Raw genomic sequence first — 4432 nt, 5'->3', positions numbered from 1 at the left:
GGTCAGACCCGCGGCGGTGAATTCCCCCTTCGCCCAGTCGCCCATCAACTGGAAACCGGCCACGCCTTCAATCACCATCGCGGTGGCAATGTTCCAATCGCGGCCCGGCATGCCTTCGTCCATCAGCTCGCGCAGGCGTTTGAAGTCTTCCAGTGCGGCGACCATCTGCTCGCCCCCAAGGGCTTCCGGGTCGAGCTCCACCAGCGCCTGCTGGTAAAACTCGGTGCCTTGGCTGCCTAACACCACGCTTTCAAACACGGTGGCATCCTGCCAGGACTGGCCACCGTGGGCTAGCGGCACAAAACCCGCTTCACGAATGGCTTCCCCGGCGGCAAACAGCTCGTCTAGGGTGGTGGGCATTTCTACGCCAGCGGCTTCCAACACGTCCGGGTTGGCCCATAGCCAGTTAACCCGGTGTACGTTCGCGGGCACGGCTACGTACTGGCCGTCGTAACGCATAATATCGGCCACAATTTCTGGTAACAGGTCGTTCCAGCCTTCGGCATCCGCCACTTCATTTAAGTCGCCCAGCAGGCCAAGCTCGCCCCACTCCTGAATTTCCGGGCCTTTAATTTGCGCGGCGGAGGGTGGATTACCTGACATGGCGCGGGATTTAAGCACCGTCATCGCAGTTTCACCGCCACCACCGGCCACCGCAAAGTCCTGCCAGCCGTAACCTTCGGCTTCGAGTAGCTCTTTGAGGACGTTGGCCGCGCGGGCTTCACCACCGGATGTCCACCAGTGGAGGACTTCTACATCGCTTGCTTGGGTAGTGCCTGCGGCCATAGCGGTGCCTGCCGCTAAGGCCAGTGCGAGGGCGGATTTTTTAAACGTAGGCAACTGCTTAATCAGCATGGGTAGCTCCTGCTATTGTTGTTATCGCGAATACCAGCCCTGAAAGGCTTGGCGGCTGTCGCTGTTGTAATGCCGTGACACACGCGGTGCAAAACGGCTTTTAGCAGAGTACGACAGCGAGCCGCATAACGGGAGTTACCGAGTCCTGCATAGTATTACAAGTCTGTAACACTTGATTGGCGAGGCAGCGTTAGCGTGGCCAACAAGCCGCCTGCGGGGTGATTGGTAAGGGTAATATCGCCCCCATGGGCACGGGCGATATGCCGGGCAATGCCTAGCCCCAGGCCGCTTCCACCGGTGTGGCGGCTTCTGGACACCTCCAGGCGTACAAAGGGTGAAAACACGCGGCCAAGCTGATCCTTAGGGATGCCAGGGCCACTGTCGTGAATATGTAGGCGCACCACGCCCGCCTGTTCTTCCAGCGTTACCCTCGCCCGCTGGCCGTAAAACACCGCATTCTCTAATAGGTTCGCCAGGCAGCGCTTCATCGCCAGCGGTTTGACCGTTAGTGGCGCCACCTGCCCTGCCACCTGCACTTCGCCCCTCTGCAAGCGCAGCGCCTCGGCCAGCTCGGTCGTTAGCGCGTTGAGATCCGTTGGCTGCGGCTCTTCATGCAGATCTAACCCCTTGACCGAGGCGAGCGCGCCTTTGACCAGCTCGGATAGCTCATCCAGCGAGGCGCAGAAGCGCTCGCGCTGAAGCGGGTCATCCAGCATTTCAGCCCGTAAGCGCATGCGGGTAATCGGCGTTTTTAAGTCGTGGGAGATTGCAGAGAAGAGCCGCTCGCGCTCCTCCACCTGCTCGCGAATACGCCGCTGCATGCGGTTAAACGCTACGGCGGTGGCCGCTACCTCCTTGGGGCCGCTCTCTTTCAGCGGCGGGCTGTCCAGGTCATCACCTAACTGACGCGCCGCCCGGGAGAGCCTTGCCAGCGGCCGCGTCACGCTGGTAATGCCCAATAGCGACAGCGCCAGCACGGTGAGCAGCACGACGATGCCCGCCAGCAGCCGCTCTTCTGAGAGCCAGCGGTAGCCGCTGAAAATATCCGGCACGCCCAGCAGCGTGGCGACATAGAGCCAGGTATCGGGAGCAAGCTCCAGCTGCACCACCAGAATGGGCGGCGAAAGGGGTTCCATTAACAGGCTGTGTTGGCCCCAGCGGGGCGGCAGGTCGTAAAGCAGCACTTCATTATTGAAGACCCGCAGGGTTTCCGGGCGGGAGAACTCCACCACCACATCATCAATCGAGAGCTGCTGGGTCAGAATGGTGCGTACGTTGTTCACCACCACCTCTTTTTCCGGGCCGCTGCCGATGTCCGCCACGGGAATACGCCGCTCGTTCACGCTAACAAAAAAACGCGTGCCGCCCATGCTGCGCAGTTGATCCAGCACGATATGCCGATAGTCCACCGGCAGTGAACGGAAGAATTTCATGGTGGAGGCGATGCTAAACGCCATGTTGCTGGAGAGCTCATCGAGCTGTTCGAGCTGGCTGGCGCGCACCTGGGAAGTCCAAATGGTATAGCTCGCCACCTGGGCGGCCAGCACCCCGGCAATCATAATAATGACAAAGCGCCCGCGCAGGCTGCCGGGCAGCCAGTGCGAGTGTCGTTTCAGCCAGCGTCGCCACGACGTCACGACGCCGCATCTACCCTGGCCGTGAGCACATAGCCCGCCCCGCGTACGGTACGAATCAGCTGTGAATGCTGGGCATCTTCACCTAAACGCTGGCGTAGCCGACACACGTGCACGTCAATCGAGCGGTCCAACGGCGGCGCATCGCGGCCACGGGTCAGGGTGTAGAGATCATCGCGAGTAATCACCTGGGCGGGGCGCTCTAAAAACACCTGGAGCAGCTGAAAATCTGCCCCGGAAAGTGCGGTGCGCTCGCCGGTGTGATCCACTAATTCCCGCGTCATTCGGTCGAGCTGCCACTCACCAAAGCGTACCCAGCGCGCTTCATGAGGGGCGGCCGCTGTGGCCGCCGGGCGCGTACGGCGTAGTACCGCTTTAATGCGCGCCAGCAGCTCGCGGGGATTGAAGGGTTTACCGATATAGTCGTCGGCCCCTAATTCCAGCCCCAAGATACGGTCGGTATCGTCAGCGCTGGCGGTGAGCATAATGATGGGGGTGTCGTTAGTTTTGCGCAGCTCACGGCAGATGGTAAAGCCATCATCCCCCGGCATCATCACATCGACGATCAGTAAATCGGGCGTATGCTCGGCAAGCTGTTGGTAGAGCGCATCCGCCCCCTCTGCGGTCAGCACGTGGTAACCGTGCCGCCCCAGGTAATCCGCCAGCAGCTCGCGAATTTCCGGGTCATCGTCGACCACCATCAAGGTCGCAGGCGTGGTTGTCATCGTGGAAAGCGCCCCTAAGTTATTATCGTTTTAGGGGCTAGATGATGGTGGAGCGCTCCGGCTACCGCAAGCGGCTATCGACTAAGGTGGCAGAGCAAAAATGACAGCGACAAATGCTAAAGCCCAAAGCGCTGCTTCAGGAATGACGCCACCGCTGCTTCGCCGTGGTGGCCGATCCGCTGGGCGTCTGGCACGCGATCAAACAGCGCCGGATGGGCGTTGGCCATCACCTGAGCCTCGCCAGCCAGGGTGAGCATTTCGGTATCGTTGAGGTTATCGCCAAAGGCCAGGCAGTCGGCGGCGGTGAACCCAAGCGACTCCAGCAACGCCGCGAGCGCCACGCCCTTATTCACCCCGCCCGCCATGATCTCTAGCGAGTCCACCGTGGAGTAGGTAATGTGCAGCCCATCGCCATGCGCCGCTTGGGCCTGAGCCTCCAGTTCTGCGAGCGCGTCCGGGTCGCCCAAATAGAGCACTTTACCCACCCCGTTGGCGTCCATCTGCTCCGGTGGCACGACCTCATAGCGAAAGCCCGTCGAGGCGTGTAGTGACAGCAGGTGCGGCGCTTCGGCATCCACATGCCATCCCGCTTCGCGGTAAAGGCTGAGGCGCACTTGGGGCGGTCGGGGTAAATGAATCAGCGTGTGGGCGTGATCCGGGTTGAGGTGCGACGCGCTAACCAAGCCATCGTCCGGATCGTGGGTGTAAGCCCCGTTGGTGCTGATGAGGTGAGCAGGCACGCCCAGCTCGTCGCGGAATACGCGCATATCGTGGTAGTGGCGGCCAGAGGCCAGCGCCAAATGGTGTCCCTGCTGAACCAACTCTCGGAGCACCTCCACGGTGCTGTCATGTAACCGGTGGTCGCTGCCCAGCAGCGTACCGTCCAGGTCAGAAACGATCAGGCGAGGGGTCATCAAAGCGCTCCTTGTGCGTTAGCAGGGTTAGCGTGGCAGTTCGCTCAGCTTAACCGATTCAGCCAACCGTAAGTAAGTCATTGACCTGCCGTCGCCGTCGCCACTTCCCCAGGGGCAACGATTGGCGCGGCCAGTGGGAATCCGTATAGTGGCAACCTACTCTCGCCAACTGATTGAACACATGCTTCAAAACAACTCCCTGCTTGCCCAGCTCAAGCAACAGATCCGTGAAACCACCCCGCGCGCTGAAGGGGTGATCAAAGCCACAGAAAAAGGCTTTGGTTTTCTTGAAACTGATAGCGGC

4 protein-coding genes are annotated in these 4432 nt (G+C 60.7%); all 4 read right to left on the bottom strand.

The features are described from left to right. Positions 1-855 (bottom strand): ABC transporter substrate-binding protein (locus tag BIS10_RS17620; RefSeq protein ID WP_253507270.1); only part of this gene is annotated, 855 nt, incomplete at its 3' end. A gap of 155 nt (positions 856-1010) precedes the next feature. Further along, positions 1011-2414, bottom strand: coding sequence for an ATP-binding protein (locus tag BIS10_RS17615; protein ID WP_253507275.1), 1404 nt, complete (start codon positions 2412-2414; stop codon positions 1011-1013). A gap of 74 nt (positions 2415-2488) precedes the next feature. Then, the gene (locus BIS10_RS17610; RefSeq protein ID WP_253507268.1) at positions 2489-3214 is read right to left on the bottom strand and encodes a response regulator; all 726 of its coding nucleotides are present in this window, start codon (positions 3212-3214) and stop codon (positions 2489-2491) included. 116 nt (positions 3215-3330) lie between these two features. Beyond that, complete coding sequence (locus tag BIS10_RS17605) at positions 3331-4128, bottom strand: Cof-type HAD-IIB family hydrolase (RefSeq protein ID WP_083026615.1); 798 nt, start codon at positions 4126-4128, stop codon at positions 3331-3333. Positions 4129-4432: the final 304 nt, after the last annotated feature.

This window comes from Halomonas sp. 707B3, from assembly GCF_024158645.1.
Classification (GTDB): domain Bacteria; phylum Pseudomonadota; class Gammaproteobacteria; order Pseudomonadales; family Halomonadaceae; genus Vreelandella; species Vreelandella lionensis.
The sequence above is the reverse complement of the archived record's forward strand: the minus strand, read 5'-3'. Positions and strand labels throughout refer to the sequence as shown.